Genomic DNA, 23115 nt, shown 5'->3' on the forward strand with positions numbered 1-23115 from the left:
TTCACTTCCCCGCCGTCTGTTCGACCGCGCGCACGATCTTTACGTAGCAACCGCACCGGCAGATGTTGCCGCTCATCCACTCCCGGATCTCCTCCGGGGAACCCGTGTGGCCCTCCTGGATGCAACCGACCCCAGACATGATCTGCCCCGGCGTGCAATAACCGCACTGGAAGGCGTCCTCGTCGATGAACGCCTGCTGCAACGGGTGCAGTTGATCCCCCTCGGCCAGACCCTCGATCGTGGTGACCTCCGCACCTTCGAGCCGAACCGCCAGCGTCAGACAGGAGTTCACCCGCCGCCCATCGACCAGCACCGTGCACGCCCCACACGCACCCGCGTTGCACCCCTTCTTCGAACCGGTCAGGTCGAGGTGCTCACGCAGCAGGTCCAGCAGCGAGGTGCGATTGTCCACCGTCACGGTCCGCCGGGCGCCGTTCACCGTCAGGGACACCCGGCTGGACGGCGACGCCACGGCGGCCGCCGCGTCCTGCGAACCGGCCAGGACGGACCCGCCGATCACCCCGCCCGCGACGGCCACGCCACCGACCGCGGTCGTGGTGGCGATGAAGGTCCGCCGGGTGGGCGCCGAGGGGGACGCGTCCGGTTCGGTGGGGGGCGGTACGGCGGACACGGAGTCAGTGGACACAGGTGCTCCTTCGCGTGACGGGGCGGCTCGGCGGCAGGGAGGAGGGGTGATCAGCTGTTGACGAGGACCTTGAGGCTCTTGCGGTCGGCCATGGCCTGGTAGCCGCCCGGGACACCGTCGAGGCCGGTGGTGACGTCGAAGACCCTGCCGGGCTCGATGGCTCCGCTGAGGATCTCGGGCAGCAGTTCCTCGATGTAGGCGCGCACCGGCGCGGGGCCACCGGCCAGCCGGATGTTGTGGCGGAAGAGGCTGCCGAAGCCGATCGGGGCCTCCTCGTACTGCGGGACGCCGACCCGGCTGATGACACCGCCCGGTCGGACGACGCCGACGGACTGCTCGTAGGCGGGCAGGTTGCCGACGCACTCCAGGACCACGTGCGTGCCGTGTCCGCCGGTCAGTTCCCGCACCTGGGCGATGCCTTCCTCGCCCCGTGCGGAGACCACGTCGGTGGCGCCGAACTCCCGGCCGAGGTCGGTGCGCGCCTGGTGACGGCCCATCAGGATGATCTGCTCGGCGCCCAGACGCCTGGCCGACAGCACGCCCAGCAGGCCGACGGCCCCGTCGCCGATCACCGTGACGCTGGTGCGCTCGCTGACACCGCCCGCCACGGCCGCGTGGTAGCCGGTGCCGAACACGTCCGACAGCGTCAGCAGGGACGGGATCAGGGCGGAGTCCGCGGCGACCGGGAGCTTGACGAGGGTGCCGTCGGCGAGCGGGACCCGGACCGCTTCGGCCTGACCGCCCTCGTCGGGCACCCCGTCCCAGAAGTCGGCCTGGGCGTGGGCGCAGGAGGTGTGCAGGCCCTCGCGGCAGAACGCGCAGGTGTTGTCCGAGATGGCGAAGGGGGCGACGACCAGGTCGCCCCGCGTGACGGTGGTGACCTCGGAGCCGGTGTCCTCGACGACGCCGAGGAACTCGTGCCCCATCCGCGCCGGGCCGCCCTCCGACGTCATCGAGGCGTACGGCCACAGGTCGCTGCCGCAGATGCAGGAGGCGGTGATGCGGACCAGCGCGTCGGTGGGGTGCTTGACGACGGAGTCCGGGACGTTCTCGACGCGGACGTCACCGGCGCCGTACATGAGGGTTGCGCGCATGATGTGTTCTCCGATGGTGGTACGTGATCCGGGTGCTTGCCCGCTCTCGGCCGCCGTAGAGGAGGGGCGGGTCTGCCCGCGACCCGGTGCACGGGTCTTCGATCCGGCGTGCCGGCATGCGGTCGACCCCACACAACCGCCCTCGCCGCAGCGGAGGAAGGTCGTGTTTATGGGGGGTATAACGTCAACCCCCCAAAGGGGCGGCCGAAGCTCGCGCCGAACGTCTCGCGCGCCGGGTCATCGGCCGCCGACCACCACGCTGCCCCCGCGGGGCTGTCACCCCATCACGCTCACCCCGTCGGGCGCTGCCGCTCAGCGCCGCGTCTCGTACCTGGTGACGAGCACCCCGTCGGGAAACGTCCGCGTCTCCAGCAGGCTCAGCCTCACCCAGCCGTCCAGCGCGCTGAAGAACGGCGTGCCACCGCCGGTCAGGACCGGGTGGGTGGCGATCACGTACTCGTCGATCAGCCCGGCGCGCATGGCCGCCCCGGCGAGCGTCGCGCCGCCGATGCTCATCGGGCCGCCGTCCTCGGCCTTGAGCCGGGCGATCTCGGCGATCGCGTCACCGGTGACCAGGCGGGTGTTCCAGTCGACCTTGTCGATCGTCGAGGAGAACACCACCTTCGGCGTGTCCCGCCAGTTCCGTGCGAACTCGATCTCCGCCGGGGTGGCGCCCGGCTGCTGGTCGCCGGTCGGCCAGTGGGAGCTCATCGTCTCCCACAGCTTGCGCCCGTACAGCGTCAGGTCACTCGCCTTCTCCTGGTCGAGCCACCACTGGAACAGCTCGTCGCTCGGCGGTCCGCCCCAGCCGATGTCGTCGCCGGCCGCGGCGATGTAGCCGTCCAGGGTCAGGTTCATGCCGTAGATCAGTTTCCGCATGGGCAGGCCTTCCGTCCGTGGGTGTTCGGCGTAGGGACCGGCGCGGCGTCGAAAACTCATCGGTGCGCGCTCCGGGCCCGTTCGGTACCCGGGGTGATCCTCATGCCCCGACCACTGTTCACGGCACCAGACAGGCCCTAGCTCTGCATCGTCAGTCGGGCCTGGTCGAATCGGTGGGCGGTGAGGTCTTCGGAGCGGATGAGCCAGTAGAGGGCGCCCTCTTCGGCCCAGGTCATCTTCGCCTCGCTGTCGCTGCCGAACTGGGCGAGCAGCACCCAACGTTCGGCTTCCCGATCCAACGGTTCGTCGCCCCACTCGTACATGCCGCCGAGCACCGCGTTCGCGATCTCGTACTCCACCGGGCCCTGGACCGGCACCGCATGGCCGCCGATCTGGTGGTCGATCCGGGTGCGGAGCCGCCCGAAGCCGCGGAGGAACGGTTTGAGCTCGGCGGGAGTGTCACGGGGGCGGGGCCACTGCCGGCTGTCGCCGAGCAGCGCTCGCCGGGCCTGGGGCAGCCACAGGTCCGGGGCGCTTTGCTCTGCGTCCGCACCGAGTTCCACCCTCGGGAACGCCTCCAGAACGGGGGGCGTGTCCGCCGGCAGGACCGGGGTGTTCTCCGGGACGTACAGCACCTGGGCCCCGGCCCGGGTCTCGGGGTCGTCGACGGACACGAAGGCGTCTTCGTCCGCCTGGCCGTCGAAGTAGAAGAAGAGCAGGGTTCCGTCCCGGGGAAACTCCTCGACCAGTCCGTCTCGGGGCAGCGCGGCACACCGCACGGAAGCGACGAAGCACAAGGGGCCGTATCCGGGCCACTCGGGCCAGGCGACTCCGGCCGGAAGCTCCGGGGCCCCGCCGAGGACGGCCACGACCTGCTCATCAGCTTCGGCTCGGCGTAGACGTACGCACGGGTGCAGGAGTGCTGTCCAGCGCTGAGCGAGATCGTCGGGAAGATGCTCGGCGGCAAGTCGGGAGTACGGCCCGTCAGTCATGGCATCCATCATTTCCGACTCAGTCGGCGCTGAGGCTTTCGGCGAGTTCCGCGCGGAGTCGGCCTCGCGTACGCATCAGGATCTTGCCGAGCATGTTCTTGCCGGTCCCGGTCCTGCCGCGACCCCAGTAATGGTCGGTGGTGGTGTCCTCGACGATCTCCTCGTCGCCGGTGGAGAGCAGGATCTCCTGGATGTCGGCGTGCGTACGGAACTTGGTCGCCACCGCGCGCCGCATCACGTCGTCCTTGACCCGCTCCCAGTCCCGCCGCAGCGGTCTGGAGGACTCACGGCCCAGTTCCGCCGCCCGCAGTGGGGTGCGAGCGCGTCGGACGAGCTCGGCGTGACGGGTGCCTGCGAACTTCTGTGCCTGGAAGTAGTGCTCCGAGGTGGGCCACCACAGCCCGTCGAGGTCGAAGCCGTGATCGGAGAAGTTCGAGAAGCATCCGTACGGGACCTCGTCGGCACCGTAGAAGTAGACCGTCATGACAACCTCACTCCCGACCTGCCCGTGTCCGCCGGCCGTGCGCGCGCTCAGCCGATGCCGGCGAGCCAATCACGGACCTGCCGATCGACGCCATCGATATCGTCCCGCGGCAGCCACCGCGCAGAGGCCGCACTGAGTACCGAGTGGTACACCAGGCTGGAGAAGGGTCATATCAGCGGGGTGTCCGAGGACGTCGTCGAAGCGGTCGCCAAGGCCCTCCAGCTCGACGAGGACGAACGCACCTACCTCTTCGACCTCGCCCGCGCCGCCAGACCTGCCCACCGCGCACCCACCCGCCGCAAGGACGTCCCGGTCCCGCCCCGCGTGCACTGGATGCTCGACTCCATGACGATGGCCTCGGCGTCCGTACAGAACGGTCGCCAGGACGTCGTCGCCGAGAACCCGCTGGCCCGAGCGCTGTTCTCGCCGCTGTTCGACAGTGCCACCACCAACAAGCGGGGCCGGCACCACAGCCGCGCTGCTGCGCGCGGAAGCCGGACGCGAGCCCCACGACCGGGCCCTGCGTGACCTCATCGGCGACCTGTCCACGCTCAGTCCGGAATTCCGTGCCCTGCGGGCCGCTCACGACGTCCGCGTCCGTCACTACGGCGTCAAGAAGTTCCGGCACCCCGAGGTCGGTCCCTTGGAACTGACCTACCAGTCCCTGCTGCTGCCCCTGTCCACCCGGATCAGCTCGGATCGCGGGTGGGTTCTGCCGCCTCGCGGCGGGTGGCTTCCCAGCTGGCGAGCAGTTTGAGGCGGTCCTCGGAGGGCGTGCCCGGTTCGGCGGTGTAGATGACCAGGCCGTGGAGCACCCGGTTGGCGATCGGGAGGTCCAGGGACTGGTACGTCAGGTCCAGGGGACCGGCATCGGGATGCCGTAGCCGCTTGGCGCCGTCGTGACGGATGCGGACGTCGTGGGCGGCCCACACGGTGCGGAACTCTGTGCTGAGCGTGGACAGTTCACCGATGAGGTCACGCAGGGCCCGGTCATGGGGCTCGCGTCCGGCTTCCGCGCGTAGAAGTGCGGCGGTGATACGGGCGGCCTGGTCCCAGTCGACGAAGAAGTGCCGGGAGCCGGGGTCGAGGAAGATGTAGCGCGCGATGTTGGGGCGCCCGTGCCTGTCGGTGGTATCGCTGTCGAAGATCGGCTTGTGCAGGGCTCGGGCCAGCGGGTTTGCGGCGACGATGTCCTGACGACCGTTGCGTACGAACGCGCCGGACAGGGTCATCGAGTCGAGCATCCACTGGATCCGGGGCGGTACGGGCACGTCCTTACGGCGTGCCGGCTTACGGCCGGCCGGCCTGGCGGCGCGGGCGAGGTCGAAGAGGTAGGTGCGTTCGTCCTCGTCGAGTTGGAGGGCCTTGGCGACCGCTTCGACGACGTCCTCGGACACCCCGCTGATGTGGCCCTTCTCCAGCCTCGTGTACCACTCGGTACTCACACCCGCGAGAACCGCGACTTCCTCACGTCGCAGTCCCGGGACGCGGCGCCTGCCGCTGGTGGGCAGCCCGACGTCCTCCGGGGTGATCTTGGCGCGGCGGCTGGCGAGGAAGTCCCGGATCTCGGCACGGTTGTCGGATCGCTCGTCCATGCCTCCACGGTAGCCATCGGTCGCCACTGAGGGAGGTCGAGCTTGTACCCCCCATAAACCCGACCTTCCTCGGGCCCGAGGAACCCGGTCTCCTGGGACGCGTACCTCGATCGAACCGCCGACGGAGATGACGTATGACGGCGCGAGGACCTGTCCTCGACACACCCACGGATACACGCGCGGAGGAGGGTCAGCAGACCCCCGCCCGGTTGCCGGTCGTCGTCCACGTGCTGGCGCTCGGCACGTTCCTGATGGGGACGACCGAGTTCGTGGTGGCGGGTCTACTGCCGGAGATCGCGGACGACCTCCAGGTCGGCGTGGCCCGGACCGGGCTGTTGATCACCGTCTTCGCGGTCGGGATGATCGTCGGTGCGCCGCTGATGGCCATGCTGACGCTACGGCTGCCCAGGCGCCTGACCCTGATGCTGGCCCTGGCCGTCTTCGCGGTCGGACATGTCGTGGTCGCGGTCGGCTCCGGCTTCGCCCTGCTGCTGGTGGCACGCTTCCTGACCGCACTGGCGACCGGGGCGTTCTGGGCGGTGGCCAACGTGGTCGCCACCCGCGCCGCGGGCCCGGCCGCGCGTTCACGTGCTCTGGGCCTGGTGGGCGCCGGAGCGATGCTCGCCAACGTCGTCGGGGTGCCGCTCGGGGCGTTCGCCGGTCAACTCGTCGGCTGGCGCGGCCCGTTCTGGGCGCTGGCGGCCCTCGCCGCAGCGGCCATCGCACTCATCGCCCGTACCGTCCCGCACGACGACGCCGGTCGGCAGACGGTGTCGGTCCGGACCGAACTGGCCGCACTGCGCTCCGGGCGCCTGTGGCTGGCGCTGGCCGCCTGCGCGACCACGACCGGCGGGGTGCTGTCGGCGTACTCCTACATCGCGCCGCTGCTGACCGACCGGGCCGGTATCGCCGCCGGGCTCGTGCCGCTGGTCCTCGTCGGCTTCGGCGTCGGAGCCCTGGCCGGCTCGGTCATCGGAGGCCGCCTGGGAGACACCCGCCCGCACATGACGACGATCACGGCAGCCGCGCTGACCGCACTCCTGCTGCTGGCGATCTGCCTGTTCTCCGGCTTCGCGGCGCCCACGGTCGTGCTGATCGCTCTGCTGGGCTTCTTCGGGCTCGGTGCCAACCCGGTGCTGATCGCCCTCGCCGTCCGCTTCGCGGGCAGGGCACCCACCCTGGGCTCCGCCCTCACCATCTCGGCGTTCAACCTCGGCACCGCGGCCGGCTCCTGGGTCGCCGGACTCGCCCTCGACTCGTCACTCGGCTCCACCGGGCCCGCGATGGTCGGGACCGGCATCGCCGCGCTCACGCTCATCCCCACGATCGCCCTCGCCCGCACACGCCGTTGAGGGTGTACGGCGACACGTCCGGTGCCCTCTGAAGGGGGCCCTGCGTCACAGTCCGAACAGCGTCGTCGCGTTGCCGTGGCACACGGCTCGCAGCCAGTCCGGACCGAGGCCGAGCCGCTCCAGGGCGTGCAGCTGATGGACGTACGGATAAGGGATGTTGGGGAAGTCGGAGCCGAGCAGGATGCGATCGCCGAGCGCGGCGAGCCGGGGCAGGGCGTGGCGCGGGAACGGCATGAACCCCTCGGTGAAGTCGGTGAACGCCATGGTGGTGTCCAGCCGGACCTGCCCGTACCGCTCGGCGATGCCCAGGAACTCCTCGTACTCGGGCATCCCCAGGTGCGCGACGATCAGCCGCAGCCTCGGATGGCGTGCCAGCACCCGTTCGACCGGCTCGGGGCCGGTGTGCTTGCCGGGCGCGGGCCCGGAGCCGCAGTGGATCACCACGGGGATCCCGGCCTCGGCCAGCAACCCCCAGGCCTGCTGCAGGAGTTCGTCGGCCGGATCGTACGCGCCGACCTGCACATGCGCCTTGAACACGCGCGCGCCCGCTTCGACGGCCTCGCGCACGTACGACTCGACGCCCGGCTCGGGGTAGAGGGTGGCGGTGTGCAGGCAGTCGGGGGTGCGGTGGGCGAAGTCGGCGGCCCAGCCGTTCAGCCACCGGGCCATGCCGGGCTTGTGCGGGTAGAGCATCGAGGTGAATGCCAGGACGCCGAACTGCCGTAGCACAGCGGCCCGTTCCGCCTCCTCCTGTCGGTAGCTGATCGGCCACGCCAGGCCACCGGTCAGCGACCCCTGCCGGTCGAAGTACTCCCAGACCTTGTGCAGGACGCGCTCGGGCATGAAGTGCGTGTGGACGTCGACCAGTCCGGGCAGACCGAGCCGTTCCCGGAACCGGCGGATCTCACCGGCCTCCGCTTCCAAGGTCACATCACTCGTCGCGGCTCGCGAACTCGTGCGGCTGACGGGTTCCTCACGGTGATCGTTCACGCCTCCCACGATCAGCCCTGGCGAGGGAGCGCGTCCACCCCCGTCCGCCTGGCTGCGTGAGGAATCCGTCACCGCAGCCACCGCTCCCGGCCCGCGCGGGCCCCTTGCTACTTGCCGACCAGGCTCATGTGGACCTCGTTGTAGCGGTTGCCGCGGACGCCGATGCGGGTGGCCAGCGCGTCCAGGTCCGCCAGCTCGTCGGCGGACAGGGCGAGTTGGGTGGCGGCGGCGTTCTCCTCCACCCGTGCGATGCGGCGCGTGCCGGGAATCGGCACGATCGACGGGTGCTGGGCGAGCAGCCAGGCCAGGGCCACCTGACCGGGCGTGGCGTTCTTCGCGCGGGCCAGGACGGTGACGTGGTCGATCAGTGCCTGGTTGGCGGCGAGGTTGTCCTGGTCGAACCGGGGGATGGTCGTACGGATGTCGCCCTCGGTGAACGCGGTCGTGGTGTCGACGGTGCCGGTGAGGAAGCCCTTGCCGAGCGGGCTGAACGGTACGAATCCGATGCCGAGTTCGGCGAGCGTGGGCAGGACTTCGGGTTCGGGGTCCCGGGTCCACAGGGAGTACTCGCTCTGTACGGCCGTGACGGGGTGGACGGCGTGCGCACGGCGGATCGTCGCGGCCCCCGCCTCCGACAGGCCGAAGTGCCGCACCTTGCCTGCCTGTACGAGCTCCGCGACGGCGCCCGCGACCTCCTCGATCGGCACGTCGGGGTCCACCCGGTGCTGGTAGAAGAGGTCGATCGTGTCCGTGCGCAGCCGGCGCAGCGAGGCGTCGGCCACCCGCTTGATCTGCTCCGGCCGGCTGTCGAGACCGACGGACTTGCCGTCTTCGATGCGCCAGCCGAACTTGGTCGCGACGACGACCTGGTCGCGCACGGGGGCGAGTGCTTCGCCCACGAGTTCCTCGTTGACGTAGGGGCCGTAGACCTCGGCGGTGTCGAAGAAGGTGATGCCGCGGTCGACGGCGCCCCGGATCACGGCGATCATGTCCTGCCGGGTGCCGGGATTGGGGCCGTAGCTCTGGGACATGCCCATGCAGCCGAGGCCGATGGCCGAGACTTCGAGGCCCTGGCCGCCCTGGCCGCCCTGGCCGAGGATGCGGGTGTGCATGGTGGTGGCTCCTTGCGGTGATCGAGGTCCGGCGGGGGGACGGTTCAGCGGCTGCCGGTGCGGTCCGGATCCGCGGTCGTGGAGGCGTCTTCGGTGGCGGCCCAGGCGGCCAGCAGCTGTAGTGCGTCGTGGGCCGGGGTATGAGGTTCGGCGCTATAGGCGGTCAGGGTCAGGCCGGGCTGCGCGGGCAGCTCCATGGCGTCGAAGTCGAGGGTGATCTCACCGACGACCGGGTGCCGGAAGCCTTTGCGGCCGGTGTGGTGCAGGCGCACGTTGTGCTTGGCCCACACGGTGCGGAACTCCTCGCTGCGGGTGACGAGTTCGCCGATCAGCTCGGTCAGGTCGCTGTCACCGGGAGCCCGTCCGGCCTCGGTGCGCAGCAAGGAGACGGTCGTGTGCACGGACTGCTCCCAGTCGGGGAAGAAGTCCCGGCCGTGCGGGTCCAGGAACTGGAAGCGGGCGATGTTGACCGGGCGCGGCGCGCCCTCGGTGAACAGCGGAGAGTACAGGGCACGGCCGAGGCGGTTGACGGCGAGGATGTCGAGGCGGCCGTTGCGGACGAAGGCCGGGGAGCCGGTCATGGAGTCGAGGACGCGCAGGACGCTCTGCGGGATCGGGCCGCGGGTGCGTTTGGTGCGGCGGGCGGGACGTCGGGCGACGGCCCGGGCCAGGTCGTAGAGGTGGGCGCGTTCGGCCTCGTCCAATTGCAAGGCCCCCGCGACGGCGTCGAGGACTTCCTCGGAGGCTCCGGCGAGGTGGCCGCGTTCGAGGCGGACGTAGTAGTCGACGCTGACGCCGGCGAGCATCGCGACTTCCTCACGGCGCAGCCCGGGCACGCGCCGGTTGCCGCCGTACGCGGGCAGCCCGGCCTGCCGCGGGGTGATCCTGGCGCGGCGGGAGGCCAGGAACTCGCGGATGTCGCTCTGGGTACTCACGCCTCCAGGCTAGGCGGGCCGTCGCGGACGAGGGGGGCTCTGTCAGTACCTGGAACAGCCGTGCCTTCCGCACGCGCGGGACCTGCGGTTCCCTCGGTGGTGGCCGCTGCCGCGGCTCCCGGGCCGCCCGGGTCACACACCGTGCGTCAGCGAAGGAGTCGTCCCATGGCGAAACAGTCCGCACCCCAGGAGCTGGCCGGCATCGCGCCCAAGCTCGTCGAGGTCACCGACGAGGTCCTCTTCGGTGACGTCTGGGAACGGCCCGGGCTCTCCCCGCGGGACCGCAGCCTGGTCACCGTGAGCGTGCTCGCCGCGCTGTACCGCGGAGAGCAACTCGGCTACCACCTGCGCACGGCGCTGGAGAACGGGCTGAGCGTGGAGGAACTGTCCGAAGCGATCACGCACCTCGCCTTCTACGCCGGCTGGCCCAACGCGATGACCGCGATCACCCAGCTCCAGCGGATCGCCGACGAGCGGACCGCCACCTGACCACGCCACCTACACAAGAAGGCTCCACCCATGGAATTGTTGGACAAGCCGCCCACGATCAAGCTCCCCGCCCAGTGGTTCACCGGAGACGCGTGGGCGGACGTCATCTACCGCGGTGAGGAACCCTCCCGTGCCCGGGCGAACGCGGTGCGCTTCGCACCCGGCGCGCGGACCGCCTGGCACAGCCACGGCCTGGGCCAGACCCTCTACATCGTCGAGGGAATCGCCCTGGTCCAGTCCCGCGGCGGCGAGATCCTCCGGGCCCGTCCGGGCGACGTGATCTGGACGCCGCCGGGCGAGGAGCACTGGCACGGCGCCGCCCCGGACCACTTCATGACGCACATCGCCCTGTGGGAGACCGACGAGGTCGACTGGCTCGAACACGTCACCGACGCCGAGTACGGCGGCCCGCCGACCGTCTAGGAGAGTCTCCTCAGACGCTCGGTATCACCTGTGCGCGGGCAGGTCACGCACGCCTCCTGCGGGCGGATCGCGTAGAACATGCAGCAGCCCGTGCGGGTCCGGGTCGGGTGGCCGCCCTCCAGCTCCCGGAAGGACGCGCCGTCCGGGTACGGCGGGACCGCGACCGGGAGGACCTCCGTCGCCGCACTCACCGCCTTCGCCTCCTCGCCCAGCATGCGGCCCATATACCAGATCCCGGAGACCAGGTCGTCGCCGACCATGCCCCACAGCGCCCGGGAGCGACGGCGGGCCACAGGGGCGATCGCGGCCAGCAACGGGCGCATGTGGTCGGCCACCGCCATGCGCAACTGCGCGCACAGCAGCCCTTCCTGAGGGAGTGTCAGTACATCGGGGCGGGCGGCCAGCGAGTCGTCGGGCAGGCAGGCGAGTGACGTTCCGGGCGTGATCGTGTACGTCGCCGACGCGAGGTCCAGACGGAGGTCCTCGGGGTGGATGCGGGGGACGCGTCGCTCCAGGTACCACGGGCCGCCCATCAGGACCCCGATCGTCCAGGCGTAGTCGTGCAGGGCACGTGAGGCGGCGACATCCGGACGCACCTGGACGCCGTAGCGATCGCGAATCCGGACCGCCGACGCCTCGACGAAGGCGTCCAGCGCATCCCGGTCCGCCGCCAGTTCGGCCGCCGTCACGCCCCTTCCCACCTTCCCCGGCTCCGCGATCCGGACGGTCAGCGCCTCACAGACGTCCGTCAACCGCCGGTAGACGTCACCGAGGGCACGGGCGACCGCGTCGACCGGCTCGGTCTTCAGAGTCAGGGACATGGCTCTCCCGCACAGACATTCCACAGAGAAGTGGATAGGTAAGCCTCACCTTACCTCTAAGATGGAGTGCGAGCGATCAAGGTATCCCCATGTCAAAGCATCCACACGGAAGGTTGAAATCTAAAGGAAGGCTAACCTAAGCTCACGGCTCGTGACTGCGACCCCACAGGGCGCTCCTGCCACAGGTATGCCCTCGCCTGCCTTCCGGCACCTGCCCCTCTTCCTCGTCGGCCTCGGCGCCCTCGCGCTCTGCGCCGCCCTGAGCCTCGCCCTCGGCGCGCGTTCGGTACCTCTGTCCACGGTGACCGACGCGCTGTTCGGCGACGCCCACGGACGTGACGCGCTCGTGGTGACCGGGCTGCGGCTGCCGCGTACGGTCATCGGCCTGGCCGTGGGCGCGGCGCTCGGTGTCGCCGGTGTCGTTGCGCAGGCAATCACCCGCAACCCGCTCGCCTCGCCGACCACCCTCGGCATCAACGCGGGCGCCGGTTTCGCGGTCGTCGTCGCGATCTACGCGCTGAAGCTCGACAGCCCGGCCCAGTACGTCTGGTTCGCGTTCGCCGGGGCGGCGGGCGCCGCCCTCTTCGCCCAGGCGCTGGCCCGCCGGGCCGGGGACATCGACCCGGTGCGGCTGGCGCTCGGCGGGACGGTGCTCCAACTCGTCCTGCTCTCCTGGACCTCGGCGGTGATGCTGCTCAACCAGCGCACCCTCGACGAGGCCCGCTTCTGGCTCGCCGGATCGCTGGCGGGCCGTGAATTCGGCGTCCTGTGGCCGGTGTTGCCGACGCTGGTACTGGGCCTGGTCATCGCCCTCGCCCTCTCCCCCGCCCTCAACGCCCTTGCCCTGGGCGACGATTCGGCGCAGTCGCTCGGCGTCCCGGTGGCGCGGATCCGGCTCGCGGGCGGCATCGCGGTGGTCCTGCTCGCCGGGTCGGCGGTCGCCGTCGCCGGTCCGATCGCCTTCATCGGGCTCGCCGCACCCCATCTCGTACGGCCGCTGCTCGGCAACGACCACCGGCTGCTGGTGCCCGGTTGCCTGATCGCCGGTCCGCTCCTGCTGCTGTCGGCCGATGTGCTCGGCCGGATGGTGATCCGCCCCTCGGAGCTGGAGGTCGGGATCGTGACCGCGTTCCTCGGCGCGCCCCTGCTCGCCCTGCTGGCCCGGAAGGTGGCCCGATGACGTACGCCACCGGCCGCAGGAAAACGCTGCTGTACGCGGGCATCGGGGTCGCGGCCCTGTTCGTACTGCTCACCGTCTCCCTGACGACCGGGGAGATGCGCATCCCCGCGACCACCGCGCTGCGGGCGCTCGTCGGGCTCGGGGACCCGGGGGACGTGCTGGTGGTCCAGCAGTTCCGGGCGCCCCGGTCGGTGGCGGCGATCGTCGCCGGTGCCGGGCTGGGCGCGGCCGGGTGCGTGTTGCAGCGGCTGTTCCGCAATCCGCTCGCCTCCCCCGACGTCATGGGCGTCACCGGCGGCGCCTCGCTGGGTGCGGTGGCCCTGATCGCCGCCGGGGCCTCGCAGACCCTGATCCCGGTCGGCGCGCTGGCCGGCGGGCTGCTCGCCGCGCTCCTGCTCGGCGTCTTCGCCTGGCGCTCGGGGCTGGCCGTGACCCGGCTGGTGCTGACCGGGCTCGCCGTCCAGGCGGGACTCGCGGCGGCCGTGAACCTGATGATCGTGCGCTTCCCCGCGGAGCTGGCCGGTTCGGCGCTCCAGTGGACCACCGGCTCGGTGTACAGCCGTACTTGGACCCAGGTGTGGGGAGCGGGCGGCGCCATGGTCCTCGTGCTCACCGTCGCCCTCGTCCTGCACCGCAGGCTCGCGGTGCTCGACCTGGGCGACGACTCGGCGGGCGCGCTGGGACTGCGGACCTCCACAGCACGTCTGCAACTCCTGCTCATCGCCGTGGTGTTGGCGTCGCTGGCCGCCGCGCTCGCCGGTCCGGTGACGTTCGTGGCGCTCGCCGTGCCGCACATCGTGCGCTTCCTGACGGGGCCGCCGACCGCCGCGTCCCTGGCGCTCGCCTCGCTCACCGGCGCGGTACTGCTGCTCGCCTCCGACCTGGTCGTGCAGCATCTGCTGCCGGTCGAGGGGCTGCCCGTCGGCGCGGTCACCGCCACGCTCGGCGCGCCCTGGCTGCTGGTCCTGATGTTCCGCCAGAGCTCGCCCGTCCGCAGGAGTCACGCATGACCGCCCCAGAGAAGCCGGCAGAGCCGCAGCCCCTCGTAGAAGAGCGGGCGGCACCGCCGTGGTCCCCCGTAGAAAACCGGACGGCATCGCCGCAGCCCCCCGCAGAGGAGCCCCGGGTGTCCACGCCCAACCAGCTGTCCACCCGGTCCCTCGATCTGCGCTACGGCGACTGGCTCGTCGTCGGCGGGCTCGATCTCACGCTGCCCGGCGGCGCGGTCACCGCGATCGTCGGCCCCAACGCCTGTGGGAAGTCGACTCTGTTGCGAGGGCTGAGCCGCCTGCTCGCCCCGGCCGCGGGCAGCGTCACGCTCGACGGCGCCGACATCCACCGGATGTCCGCCCGCGCGCTGGCCCTCAGGATGGGCCTGCTGCCGCAGCAGCCGGTCACGCCCGAGGCGATCACCGTGGAGGCGCTCGTACGGCTCGGCCGGTATCCGCACCAGCGGCTGCTCAGCCCATGGTCGGCGGCCGACCAGAAGGCGGTCGACGAGGCTCTGGAGCGCACCGGCACCGCCGCCCTGCGCGACCAGCCAGTCGACCGGCTCTCCGGGGGCCAGCGTCAACGCGCCTGGATCGCCCTGGCGTTGGCGCAGGACACCGAGCTGCTCCTGCTCGACGAGCCCACCACCTTCCTGGATCTGCGCCACCAGCTCGACGTGCTCGACCTGGTGGCCGCCCTGCACGCCGAGGCGGGCCGCACCGTGGTGATGGTGCTGCACGACCTCGGACAGGCCGCCCGGTACGCGGACCACATGGTGGTCCTCAAGGACGGCCGGCTGGCCGCCGCGGGCGCCCCGGCCGACGTCCTCGACGCGGAGCTGGTCAGGTCCGTGTTCGACGTGAACTGCCGGGTGATTCCCGACCCGGAGACCGGCACCCCGCTGGTCGTCCCGAAAAGCAGTGCGGTGCGGCACAAGGCCGCGTCCGCCTGAACCACTCCCTACCCAAGAAAGACCAACCCCCCATGTTCAAGCGCTCACCCCTGCCCGGAACCACCGGATTCACCGGATTCAAGAGACTCCTCTCGGTCCTGCTCGCCGTCCTCCTCGGTACGACCGTCCTCGTGGCCTGCGGCAGCGAGGACTCCTCCGACACCTCGACGACCGCGAAGTCCGCCGCCGACGCGACCGGCTTCCCCCGCACCCTCAAGACCGTGATGGGGGACGTGAAGATCCCGTCGAAGCCCAAGCGGGTCGTCGTGCTCGACACCGGCGAGCTGGACGACGTCACGCTGCTCGGCATCGACCCGGTCGGCGCGGTCGCCCCGCACTTCAAGACCGAGGGCGGCTTCCCGACGTACCTGAAGGGCGAGTTGAGCGGTACGGCGGACGTCGGCCCGCTCCTGGAGCCCAACCTGGAGAAGATCGCCTCGCTCAAGCCCGATCTGATCCTCTCCTCCAAAGTCCGCCACGAGGCCGTCTACGACAAGCTCAGCGCGATAGCCCCGACCGTGTTCACCGAGACCACCGGCGGTGTCTGGAAGCAGAACCTCAAGGTGCACGCCCAGGCACTCGGTCTGGAGAAGGAGGCCGCGGCCAAGCTCAAGGAGTACGAGACGCGGGCCAAGGCGCTCGGTGAGGCGATCAGGAAGAAGGACGGCGGCACCATGCCGACGGCGTCCGTGGTCCGCTTCATCGCCGGTCCGAGCCGGCTGTACCAGTCCAACTCCTACAGCGGTGTGGTCCTCAACGACATCGGCCTGAAGCGGCCCGCCTCGCAGGTCTCGAACGACCCGACGCTCACCATGAAGGACGTCAGCCCGGAGGAGATCGACCGGGCCAACGCCGACCTGATCTTCGTCACCACCGCCGACACCCCGGACAAGACCCAGGAGAAGCAGGTCACCTCCAACCCGGTCTGGAAGTCCCTCCCCGCCGTCAAGGACGGCAAGGTCTTCACCGTCCCCGACGAGACCTGGATGTCCGGCATCGGGGTCCAGGCCGCCGAGCAGATGCTCGCCGACGTGGCGAAGGCCACCGGCGTGGCGCTCCCCCGGCAGTAACTCCCGCTGAACCGGGGCGGGCCGCGTCCACGAGCGCGGCCCGTCCCAACCCCCCACCCGCTAGCGGAAGTTGTTCCTTCTTCATGCGTCTGTATCTGCTCGCCCTCAATCCCACCGACTCCGTCACCGAGGGCTTCCTGCCCGCGGCCGCCCGACTCGGCCTGGACGTCACCGTCCTGACCGATCAGCCCGACGCCCACCGCCGTACGTCTCCGCACGTCGAGGTCCTGGAGTGCGACGTCCGGGACTTCCGGGCCGTGATCACCCGGATCTCCACCCACCACCACCGCCCCGACGCGGTCTTCACCAACAGCGACCACCTCCAGACCCAGGCCGCCCTCGCCGCCGCGTACTTCGGCCTGCCCGGCAAGGACTGGCGGGCCACACTGCGTGCCAAGGACAAGGCGGAGATGCGCAGGCGTCTCACCGACACGGGCGTGGACAGCGTCTGGTCGGCCGAGATCACCGAACCGGTGGCGCCTCTCGACGCCCCGTACCCCTGTGTGCTCAAGCCCCGCGAGGGCGTGGCCAGCGAGGACGTCGTCCTCGTCGACGGCCCGGAGGACCTCGTCACCCGCTCCAAGGAGATCCTGGACCGGCGCCCCGGCACCGTCCTGGTCGTCGAGGAGTACCTCCCCGGCGAGCTCTTCACCCTGGAGACGCTCGGCGACGGCACGGTCCGCCATGTCCTGGGCGGCTTCCGCACCGAGTTGTCGCCACCGCCGTACTTCATCGAGGAGCGCATGGTCTTCGTCCCCGCTCACCCCGAGCCGGTGACACAGCAGGTCCTCGCCCAACTGGACGCCCTGGGCGTCGGATTCGGCGCCTGTCACACCGAGTTCGTGGTGCACGAGGGGCGGGCCCGGATCATCGAGGTCAACTACCGTGCCATCGGCGACCAGTGCGATCTGCTCCTCGCCCGGCTGCTGGACGTCCCGCTCTTCGAGCACATCCTCCGCACCCACCTGGGCGAACCGCTCCCGGCCGACCTGGGCCTGCGCCGCGACGGCGCCGCCCGCCTGGAGTACCCGTGCGCGGACCGCGCCGGCACCCTCGTCGAGGCGCCGGCGGCCACCGAACTCACGGTGGACGGCGTCCATCTGACGTACCGTCCGCTGCGCGAGCCGGGCGAGCGGCACGCGCTGTACCGCACCAACCGCGACTACCTGGGCGTCCTGCGGGCCACCGGCACCGACCAGTCGACGGTGGACCGGGGCGCGGCGGAGTTCCTGGCCGCGCACAGCTGGGAGATCCGACCGTGACCGCGCCGACCGTGCCGGACACCTGCGAGGCCGAGCTGCTCACCCGGGTCCTGTCGGCCCTCCTGCGCGAGGACGTGGTCGGTCTGCGCACCGGCAGCACGCTCGTGCACCGCGTGGACGGCGACTGGCTGCGCCTGCCCGCCCCGGACGGCGACGCCCTGCTCCTGCCCGTCGCCGAGGACGGGTTCCAGTGCGAGTACGCGGCCCGGCAGCCGCTGCTGGTGCGCGAGTCGGACGGCACCGGGCTCAGGACCCACGCCGACGTGCTCACCGCACTGCGGGCGCTCGCCGAGCCCGAGGACCGGGACGGCTTCGACGCCTTCGCCGAGGAGTGCCGGCAGACGCTGGAGACGATGCGGCTGCACGTGGAGACGCAGGACGACGTCACCGAGCGGCTCACCGCGCGCTACGGCGCCGACCCGGCCCGCTGGACCGGCCTCTCCGGCAGCCTGGCGTACGACACCCTCGCCGCCCGGATCGACCACCCCGTCTACCCGACGGCCCGCGGCCGCTCCGGCCTCACCGAGGACCAACTGCGTGCCTACGCACCGGAGTTCCACCCGCGTTTCACCCTGCGGTGGCTCGCCGTGCCCCGGGAAGCGGTCACCATGGTCGGCCCGCTCCCGGGATTCTGGCCCACGCCGTCGGAGCTCGGGCTGCCGGAGGTGCAGGACACCCATGTGGCCCTGCCCGTCCACCCGTTGACCGTAGGCGCCCCGCTCGACGAGGCGCTGCGGTCCACCGGCCTCGCCGGCAGCGCGCTCCTCGCCGAGCGCGCCTACCTGGAGGTCGTGCCGACCCTGTCGATGCGCACGGTCGCGGTGGCCGCGGATCCGTCCGTGCACCTTAAACTCCCGTTGGCCACGGCCACGTTGGGCCTGCGCAACAAGCGCTCGATCAAGCCCGGCACCCTGATCGACGGCGCGGCGGGGCAACGGCTGCTGGAGCGGGCCGCCGCTCGTGAGCACCGGTTCAGGGCGATGATCCTGCACGCCGACGAGACGACATACGCCCACGCGGGCCACGAGTTGCTGGCCTTCCTGTGCCGTCGCTACCCGGCGGGACTCGACGGAGCGGTGGTCGTCCCCCTGGCCGCGCTCCTCGCCCCGGCCCCGGACGGACGGCCGCTCCTCGACCACCTCGCCGACCGGTTCTACGGCGGTGACCCGCTCGCCCTGTTCGACGCGTTGCTGACCCTGCTCCTCGACTGGCAGACCACGCTGTTCGGCCAGGGTGTGGCGCTGGAGTCGCACCAGCAGAACGTCTCTCTGGTGCTGCGGCCCCGGAGCCTGCGGCTGCTGTTCAAGGACAACGACGGGCCCCGCGTCAACACCGCGCGGCTGACCGCCGTACACCCGGGACCCTGGGGCTTCGACGACGCACGGACGTTCGTCACCCAAGACGGCCCGGTCGCCGACCTGTTCGCGACCATCACCGTCCATCTGTGCGCGGGCGCCTACGCGTTCGGGCTTCCCGAACACCGTGCGGCCCTGCTCGCTCTCATCCGGAAGCGCCTGACCGAGGCGGTGGAACGGCTCGGCGGTGACGCGGGAGAGGTGCTGCGGGCCCGAGTGCTGGACGCTCCCCGACTGCCGGTGAAGGCGATGGTGACGGCCGGCACGCTGCTGTCCAAGGAGCGGTCGGGCGCGGCCGACATCAACAAGCACTACACCACAGGGCCCAACTACCTTCTGAGCCCCGGGCGTTCGTCGTGAGCGGGGCGGCCCTGCGGCTGCCGCGTCCGGTGTTCGGCCGTACCCAGGTGCACGCGGTGGCGGGGTGCTACTTCGTCGCCTCGTTCGCCGCGCTCGGGCTGCCGCCGTATCTCACCGAGATCCTCCCGGAGTTGGGCGACCGGCACGCCCGCTGGGCGGGGGTCCTCTATGTCGTGCCGACGGTGTTCGGGGCGCTCTTCGCCCCGCTGTGGGGGCGGCTCGCGGACCGCTTCGGGCGCAAACGGCTGCTGCTGCGCGCCCAGTTGGGGCTGGCCCTGTCCTTCCTGGTCGCCGGCTGGGCGGACTCGCTGGCCACGTTCACCCTGGCACTGATCCTCCAGGGCATCCTGGGCGGCACGTTCGCCGCGTCCAACGGCTATCTGGGGGCCGCCCTCCAGGGCTCCGCCCTGTCCCGGGCGCTCACTCTGATGCAGGGCAGCGCACGGGCCGCGCTCGTCCTCGCGCCGATCGTGGTGGGCTCGCTGTCGGGCTGGCTGTCGCCGCACCGCCAGTACGCGGTGCTCGCCGTACTGCCGCTCACGGCCGCGCTGTTGCTGGCCGCGCTGCCGGAACCGGCAGCGGGCGAGCACCACGAGAGCGAACCCACCACCGGTCCGGTCAGGGTTCCGGTCGTCTCGCTGCGCACCCTGTACACCCTGGAGTTCGCCTTCGTGTTCTCCACCGTCGTCTCCTTCCCCTATCTGATCGCCTTCATCGACGAGCAACTCCCCGGCACGACACCGCTGTTGTCCGGTGTGCTCTTCGCCCTCCCCCACCTGGTCTATCTGATATCGGCCCTCGCCGTGCACACCGCCTTTCGAGGCCGGCCGCGCACGGGGATCGCCCTCGGCTTCGGCTGCATAGCGCTCGGTCTCGCCGGACACGGGGCGGCCGGCTCGCTCGCCGCGCTGATCGCCGTACGCCTGCTGCTCGGTGTCGGGCTCACGCTCGGCCTGGTGTGCCTCCAGGTGCTCGCCGCCGAGTGCGCCGAAGGGCGGGCGCCCGGCGGCATGTTCGGCTCGCTGGAGTTCTTCTCCAAGGCCGGTGCCGTCGCCGCCGGTCTGGCCGCCGCCATGGGCAGCGCCCGCTTCGGCCCGGCCGCTCCCGTCCTCACCGGCAGTGCCGCTGCCGCCGTCGCCGCCCTCGCGACCCTGCTTCCCTCACTGAACCGCCGTATCCGCTGGAGCCGTTGATGCCCTCGCTCATCGATTCGCCCCCGAGCACCACCCTGCCCACCCCCGACGACGTGGTGGCCCACACGCTCCTGAACTGCCTTCTGCGCGAGGTCTCCGCACCCGAACGCCAGAGCGTCGTCACCGACGGACATCTGCTCCTACGACTCCCCCGCCGGGGCGTCCTGCTCCGGGTCGCCCTGCGCCGCACCTCGCTCCTAGGCGCCCACCGGTTCACCGGCGCGGTGAGCGAGCGGCGGGACGGCGGCTGGTCCGAGGTGACGTGGCGGCGGCTCGCCGAGTACACGCAGGACGAACTGTCGCTGCGGACCGGGGTGCGCAACGAGGAGTTCCTCGAACAGGTCGCCTCCAGCCACGAGTCGATCGCCGGCACGCTCGCCGCGCGACGTGACGGTTCCCCAGACGCCTACCTCGCCTCGGAGCAGTCACTGTTCTTCGGGCACCGCTTCCACCCCACCCCCAAGGCCCGCAGCGGTGACCCGCGGTCGTGGGCGGCGTACGCGCCCGAGGCGGGGGCGCCGTTCCCGCTGCGGCACCTGGCCGTGCGCGAGCACCTCGTCGCCGAGGAGTCCGCAGAACCCTGGGCCGTCGCCGCCCTCGACGGACAGCGCGCCGAAGTCCCGCACGGCTACCGCCTGTTGCCCGCGCACCCCTGGCAGTTCGAGACCCTGCGCGAACACCCTGTACTGCGCGCGGCGTTGGACCGCGGTGACGTCCTGGACCTCGGTCCGGGCGGCCGCCCCTTCGCGGCCACCGCGTCCGTGCGCACCCTGTACGACGGCGAGACCTTCCTCAAGTTCAGCCTCAACGTGCGGATCACCAACTGCCTCCGGAAGAACAGCGCTTATGAGCTGTCCGGCGCCGTGGCCCTCACCCGCGCCCTCGCCCCGGCGCTGGCCGATCTCGCCGAGCGTTTCCCCGGCAGTGCCGTACTCCGCGAGCCCGCCTACCGCACCCTCGCCCTGCCCGGCCCCGACGGAACCCCGGACCGCGCCCTGTTCGAGGGCTTCGGCGTCATCGTCCGCGAGGGCCTGCCGCGCCGCCTCGCACCGGCCACCACTCCCCTGCTGGCGGCCGCCGTCGCCGACGAGTACCCGACCGGCCCCGCCCACGTCTCCCGCCTCCTCGGCACCCCGGACGCGCGGGCGGCCCTCGACTGGTGGTCGGCCTATCTGGACCTACTCGTGCCACCGGTCCTGGCCGCCTACTTCGACCACGGCCTGGTCCTCGAACCCCATCTCCAGAACGTCCTGGTCTGCGTGGACCGCGACGGCATGCCCGCCCAGGTCCTCTTCCGCGACCTGGAAGGCACCAAGCTGCTCCCCGAGCAGCACGCGGAGACCCTCGCCGCGCTGCCACCCGAGGTCGCGGGACCGATGACGTACGACGCGCAGCGCGGCTGGGACCGGGTCGTGTACTGCCTGCTGGTCAACCACGTCGCCGACCTGCTCGCCGCCCTCGCCGACCTGCACCCGGACGCGGAGGCCGCCCTGTGGGGCCGGGTCCGGGCGGCCCTCAGCACGTACGCGGACCGGCACGGCTGCCCGCCCCGTCTCGCCGCCCTGCTCGCCGGTGTGCCGCTGCCCGCCAAGGCGAACCTGCTCACCCGCTGGGAGCGCAAGGCCGACCGCGAGGCGGGATACATCCGTCTGCCGTCCCCGCTCGCCGAGGACATCCTGACCGGGAGCACCCGATGAACCCCACCGTCCGAGACCACATCGGCTCCCTCACCTCCGCCGAACTGCCCGCCTATGTCTACGACTTGACTACTCTTCGCACCCACGCGGCCGCCGTCCGCAATGCGCTCCCCGAGCGGGTCGAGGTGTACTACGCGGCGAAGGCCAACCCGGAGCCGGAGATCCTCGCCGCGCTCGGCCCGTACGTCGACGGCTACGAGGTGGCCTCGGGCGGTGAACTCGCCCATGTCGCGAAGGCGGTGCCGGGACGGCCGCTCGCCTTCGGCGGGCCCGGGAAGACTCCGGACGAGGTGACGGCCGCGCTGGAGCTGAGGGTCGAGCGCTTCCACGTGGAGAGCGCGCACGAGCTGCGCGTACTCGCCGAGTTGGCGGCGCGGGTGGCCCCCGGCCGGCGGGTGGCGGTGCTGCCGCGCGTCAACCTCCCGGTCCCGGACGGGTCGTTGGCCGGCAGTTCACTGGCCATGGGCGGTCGCCCGACGCCGTTCGGCATGGATCCGAGCCAGGCACGTGAGGCGATCAAGGCCCTCACGGACGGCACCTGGCCACAGCTCGAACTCCGTGGCGTCCACGCCCACTTGGCGAGCGGACTGGAGGCCGCCGACCAGGTGTCGGTGGCCTCGGCCGTCGTCGACTGGGCCATGGGACTCGGCGTACCGCTCACCGAGGTCGACGTGGGCGGCGGCATGAACGTCGACTACGCGCACCCGGAACGCCGCTTCGACTGGACGACGTACGGCAAAGGGCTCGCCCGGATCACCGAGGCACACCCCGGTCTCACCCTGCGCATCGAACCGGGACGGGCGCTGACGGCGTACTGCGGCTGGTACGCGACCGAGGTGCTGGACGTGAAGTCGAGCCACGGCGAGGACTTCGCCGTCGTCCGGGGCGGCACCCAGCACCTGCGGACACCGGCGACGAAGGGGCACGACCAGCCCTGTTCGGTGCTGCGCGTGGCGCAGTGGCCGCACCCGTGGCCCCGGCCCGCCGCCGGAGACGGCCCGGTCACGCTGGCCGGTCAACTGTGCACGCCCAAGGACGTGTTGGCCCGCGGGGTCGTCGCGCCGGGGCTGCGGGCCGGTGACCGTGTGGTGTTCTCGCTGGCCGGCGCCTACGCGTGGAACATCTCCCACCACGACTTCCTGATGCACCCCCGGCCGGGGTTCCACTTCCTGGACGGTTGACGGAACACGTCGAGGGCCGCCCGGCGATCCGGGCGGCCCTCGACAGACGTACGGAAGGGAGCG

The 23115-nt window shown here is 71.4% G+C and carries 24 protein-coding genes; 14 read left to right on the top strand and 10 right to left on the bottom strand.

What is annotated here, in order from left to right; all coding sequences use genetic code 11:
* Position 1 precedes the first annotated feature (1 nt).
* From ABZ896_RS19085 to ABZ896_RS19105, 5 genes are all read right to left on the bottom strand, one after another.
* On the bottom strand, positions 2-646 hold the full coding sequence (locus ABZ896_RS19085) for a (2Fe-2S)-binding protein (RefSeq protein ID WP_360929848.1): 645 nt from the start codon (positions 644-646) through the stop codon (positions 2-4).
* A 50-nt stretch (positions 647-696) separates the two neighbouring features.
* Positions 697-1740 carry an alcohol dehydrogenase catalytic domain-containing protein gene (locus ABZ896_RS19090; protein ID WP_360929851.1) on the bottom strand — a complete coding sequence of 348 codons (1044 nt, stop codon included), beginning with the start codon at positions 1738-1740 and terminating at the stop codon, positions 697-699.
* A gap of 312 nt (positions 1741-2052) precedes the next feature.
* Positions 2053-2619: a dihydrofolate reductase family protein gene (locus ABZ896_RS19095; RefSeq protein ID WP_360929854.1), complete on the bottom strand. Its 567-nt coding sequence runs from the start codon at positions 2617-2619 to the stop codon at positions 2053-2055.
* Positions 2620-2756: 137 nt separating this feature from the next.
* Positions 2757-3611 carry a YwqG family protein gene (locus ABZ896_RS19100; protein ID WP_360929857.1) on the bottom strand — a complete coding sequence of 285 codons (855 nt, stop codon included), beginning with the start codon at positions 3609-3611 and terminating at the stop codon, positions 2757-2759.
* A gap of 19 nt (positions 3612-3630) precedes the next feature.
* A complete protein-coding gene (locus ABZ896_RS19105) occupies positions 3631-4095 on the bottom strand; it encodes an NADAR family protein (RefSeq protein WP_360929860.1) in 465 nt (154 codons plus the stop codon).
* Positions 4096-4275: 180 nt separating this feature from the next.
* On the opposite strand from ABZ896_RS19105, the gene ABZ896_RS19110 reads away from it, so the two are divergent.
* Complete coding sequence (locus tag ABZ896_RS19110) at positions 4276-4623, top strand: hypothetical protein (protein ID WP_360929863.1); 348 nt, start codon at positions 4276-4278, stop codon at positions 4621-4623.
* A complete protein-coding gene (locus tag ABZ896_RS19115) occupies positions 4535-4852 on the top strand; it encodes a hypothetical protein (protein ID WP_360929866.1) in 318 nt (105 codons plus the stop codon). Before ABZ896_RS19110 ends, ABZ896_RS19115 begins: the two co-directional genes overlap by 89 nt.
* Here the strand turns inward: ABZ896_RS19115 and ABZ896_RS19120 are convergent.
* Positions 4785-5690, bottom strand: coding sequence for a helix-turn-helix transcriptional regulator (locus ABZ896_RS19120; RefSeq protein WP_360929869.1), 906 nt, complete (start codon positions 5688-5690; stop codon positions 4785-4787). The two genes, ABZ896_RS19115 and ABZ896_RS19120, sit on opposite strands and share 68 nt — an antisense overlap.
* Before the next feature lie 134 nt (positions 5691-5824).
* On the opposite strand from ABZ896_RS19120, the gene ABZ896_RS19125 reads away from it, so the two are divergent.
* Positions 5825-7042 (top strand): MFS transporter, encoded by a 1218-nt coding sequence (locus tag ABZ896_RS19125; protein WP_360929872.1) that lies wholly within the window; start codon positions 5825-5827, stop codon positions 7040-7042.
* Between the two features lie 45 nt (positions 7043-7087).
* On the opposite strand, the gene ABZ896_RS19130 is transcribed toward ABZ896_RS19125, so the two are convergent.
* The 3 genes from ABZ896_RS19130 to ABZ896_RS19140 form a co-directional block, all read right to left on the bottom strand.
* Positions 7088-7966 (bottom strand): amidohydrolase family protein, encoded by an 879-nt coding sequence (locus ABZ896_RS19130; RefSeq protein WP_360929938.1) that lies wholly within the window; start codon positions 7964-7966, stop codon positions 7088-7090.
* Between the two features lie 173 nt (positions 7967-8139).
* Entirely contained in the window at positions 8140-9144 is a 1005-nt protein-coding gene (locus ABZ896_RS19135; RefSeq protein ID WP_360929875.1) for an aldo/keto reductase, read from the bottom strand.
* A gap of 44 nt (positions 9145-9188) precedes the next feature.
* Entirely contained in the window at positions 9189-10079 is an 891-nt protein-coding gene (locus ABZ896_RS19140) for a helix-turn-helix transcriptional regulator (RefSeq protein WP_360929878.1), read from the bottom strand.
* A 165-nt stretch (positions 10080-10244) separates the two neighbouring features.
* Here ABZ896_RS19140 and ABZ896_RS19145 point away from each other — a divergent pair, with 165 nt between their 5' ends.
* Both ABZ896_RS19145 and ABZ896_RS19150 read left to right on the top strand, forming a co-directional pair.
* Positions 10245-10568 carry a carboxymuconolactone decarboxylase family protein gene (locus tag ABZ896_RS19145; protein WP_360929881.1) on the top strand — a complete coding sequence of 108 codons (324 nt, stop codon included), beginning with the start codon at positions 10245-10247 and terminating at the stop codon, positions 10566-10568.
* 30 nt (positions 10569-10598) lie between these two features.
* On the top strand, positions 10599-10991 hold the full coding sequence (locus ABZ896_RS19150) for a cupin domain-containing protein (protein ID WP_360929884.1): 393 nt from the start codon (positions 10599-10601) through the stop codon (positions 10989-10991).
* Here ABZ896_RS19150 and ABZ896_RS19155 read toward each other — a convergent pair.
* Positions 10988-11812 (bottom strand): (2Fe-2S)-binding protein, encoded by an 825-nt coding sequence (locus tag ABZ896_RS19155; RefSeq protein ID WP_360929887.1) that lies wholly within the window; start codon positions 11810-11812, stop codon positions 10988-10990. The genes ABZ896_RS19150 and ABZ896_RS19155 overlap by 4 nt on opposite strands.
* Before the next feature lie 187 nt (positions 11813-11999).
* Here ABZ896_RS19155 and ABZ896_RS19160 point away from each other — a divergent pair, with 187 nt between their 5' ends.
* The 9 genes from ABZ896_RS19160 (at position 12000) to ABZ896_RS19200 (ending at position 23052) form a co-directional block, all read left to right on the top strand.
* Entirely contained in the window at positions 12000-12992 is a 993-nt protein-coding gene (locus tag ABZ896_RS19160) for an iron ABC transporter permease (RefSeq protein WP_360929941.1), read from the top strand.
* On the top strand, positions 12989-14002 hold the full coding sequence (locus ABZ896_RS19165) for an iron ABC transporter permease (RefSeq protein WP_360929890.1): 1014 nt from the start codon (positions 12989-12991) through the stop codon (positions 14000-14002). The genes ABZ896_RS19160 and ABZ896_RS19165 overlap by 4 nt, the downstream gene beginning before the upstream one ends.
* A gap of 116 nt (positions 14003-14118) precedes the next feature.
* Positions 14119-14934 carry an ABC transporter ATP-binding protein gene (locus tag ABZ896_RS19170; protein WP_360929893.1) on the top strand — a complete coding sequence of 272 codons (816 nt, stop codon included), beginning with the start codon at positions 14119-14121 and terminating at the stop codon, positions 14932-14934.
* 32 nt (positions 14935-14966) lie between these two features.
* The gene (locus ABZ896_RS19175) at positions 14967-16004 is read left to right on the top strand and encodes an iron-siderophore ABC transporter substrate-binding protein (protein ID WP_360929896.1); all 1038 of its coding nucleotides are present in this window, start codon (positions 14967-14969) and stop codon (positions 16002-16004) included.
* Between the two features lie 83 nt (positions 16005-16087).
* The gene (locus ABZ896_RS19180) at positions 16088-17266 is read left to right on the top strand and encodes an ATP-grasp domain-containing protein (RefSeq protein ID WP_360929899.1); all 1179 of its coding nucleotides are present in this window, start codon (positions 16088-16090) and stop codon (positions 17264-17266) included.
* A complete protein-coding gene (locus ABZ896_RS19185; protein ID WP_360929902.1) occupies positions 17263-18981 on the top strand; it encodes an IucA/IucC family protein in 1719 nt (572 codons plus the stop codon). Before ABZ896_RS19180 ends, ABZ896_RS19185 begins: the two co-directional genes overlap by 4 nt.
* Positions 18978-20174 carry an MFS transporter gene (locus tag ABZ896_RS19190; RefSeq protein WP_360929905.1) on the top strand — a complete coding sequence of 399 codons (1197 nt, stop codon included), beginning with the start codon at positions 18978-18980 and terminating at the stop codon, positions 20172-20174. The genes ABZ896_RS19185 and ABZ896_RS19190 overlap by 4 nt, the downstream gene beginning before the upstream one ends.
* A complete protein-coding gene (locus ABZ896_RS19195; protein ID WP_360929908.1) occupies positions 20174-21871 on the top strand; it encodes an IucA/IucC family protein in 1698 nt (565 codons plus the stop codon). Before ABZ896_RS19190 ends, ABZ896_RS19195 begins: the two co-directional genes overlap by 1 nt.
* A complete protein-coding gene (locus tag ABZ896_RS19200; RefSeq protein WP_360929911.1) occupies positions 21868-23052 on the top strand; it encodes a type III PLP-dependent enzyme in 1185 nt (394 codons plus the stop codon). The genes ABZ896_RS19195 and ABZ896_RS19200 overlap by 4 nt, the downstream gene beginning before the upstream one ends.
* The last annotated feature ends 63 nt before the right edge of the window (positions 23053-23115 follow it).

The organism is Streptomyces sp. NPDC047072, assembly GCF_040643855.1.
In the GTDB taxonomy this organism is placed as follows: Bacteria; Actinomycetota; Actinomycetes; order Streptomycetales; family Streptomycetaceae; genus Streptomyces.